Consider the following 1,645-nt stretch of genomic DNA (forward strand, 5'->3'; position numbering starts at 1 on the left):
TCGATTAGATCGTTCTTTAAAAATTTGGGTATGTGATAGAAAGATAGACTGAAGGCCACTTTCACTGGTGGTGTTCAGGCTAAGGTAAAATTTGTGAGTTGCTCGTTGAGCAAGCGTACGAATTTTCGGCGAATGTCGTCTTCACAGTATAACCAGATTGCTTGGGGTTATATGGTCAAGTGAAGAAGCGCATACGGTGGATGCCTTGGCAGTCAGAGGCGATGAAAGACGTGGTAGCCTGCGAAAAGCTTCGGGGAGTCGGCAAACAGACTTTGATCCGGAGATCTCTGAATGGGGGAACCCAACCAGCACAAGCTGGTTATCTTGCACTGAATACATAGGTGCAAGAGGCGAACCAGGGGAACTGAAACATCTAAGTACCCTGAGGAAAAGAAATCAACCGAGATTCCCTTAGTAGTGGCGAGCGAACGGGGACTAGCCCTTAAGCTTCTTTGATTTTAGCGGAACGCTCTGGAAAGTGCGGCCATAGTGGGTGATAGCCCTGTACGCGAAAGGATCTTAGAAGTGAAATCGAGTAGGACGGAGCACGAGAAACTTTGTCTGAATATGGGGGGACCATCCTCCAAGGCTAAATACTACTGACTGACCGATAGTGAACCAGTACCGTGAGGGAAAGGCGAAAAGAACCCCGGAGAGGGGAGTGAAATAGATCCTGAAACCGTATGCGTACAAGCAGTGGGAGCAGACTTCGTTCTGTGACTGCGTACCTTTTGTATAATGGGTCAGCGACTTATTTTCAGTGGCGAGCTTAACCGAATAGGGGAGGCGTAGCGAAAGCGAGTCTTAATAGGGCGTCTAGTCGCTGGGAATAGACCCGAAACCGGGCGATCTATCCATGGGCAGGTTGAAGGTTAGGTAACACTGACTGGAGGACCGAACCGACTACCGTTGAAAAGTTAGCGGATGACCTGTGGATCGGAGTGAAAGGCTAATCAAGCTCGGAGATAGCTGGTTCTCCTCGAAAGCTATTTAGGTAGCGCCTCATGTATCACTGTAGGGGGTAGAGCACTGTTTCGGCTAGGGGGTCATCCCGACTTACCAAACCGATGCAAACTCCGAATACCTACAAGTGCCGAGCATGGGAGACACACGGCGGGTGCTAACGTCCGTCGTGAAAAGGGAAACAACCCAGACCGTCAGCTAAGGTCCCAAAGTTATGGTTAAGTGGGAAACGATGTGGGAAGGCTTAGACAGCTAGGAGGTTGGCTTAGAAGCAGCCACCCTTTAAAGAAAGCGTAATAGCTCACTAGTCGAGTCGGCCTGCGCGGAAGATGTAACGGGGCTCAAACCATACACCGAAGCTACGGGTATCACGTAAGTGATGCGGTAGAGGAGCGTTCTGTAAGCCTGTGAAGGTGAGTTGAGAAGCTTGCTGGAGGTATCAGAAGTGCGAATGCTGACATGAGTAACGACAATGGGTGTGAAAAACACCCACGCCGAAAGACCAAGGTTTCCTGCGCAACGTTAATCGACGCAGGGTTAGTCGGTCCCTAAGGCGAGGCTGAAAAGCGTAGTCGATGGAAAACAGGTTAATATTCCTGTACTTCTGGTTATTGCGATGGAGGGACGGAGAAGGCTAGGCCAGCTTGGCGTTGGTTGTCCAAGTTTAAGGTGGTAGGCTGAG

At 50.1% G+C, this 1,645-nt stretch carries 1 rRNA gene (cut by a window edge); it reads left to right on the forward strand.

The features are described 5' to 3' along the window. Positions 1–173: 173 nt before the first annotated feature. Positions 174–1,645 (forward strand): 23S ribosomal RNA (locus FBY02_RS27880); it runs 1,519 nt beyond the window's last position.

The organism is Pseudomonas sp. SJZ078, assembly GCF_007828255.1.
Classification (GTDB): domain Bacteria; phylum Pseudomonadota; class Gammaproteobacteria; order Pseudomonadales; family Pseudomonadaceae; genus Aquipseudomonas.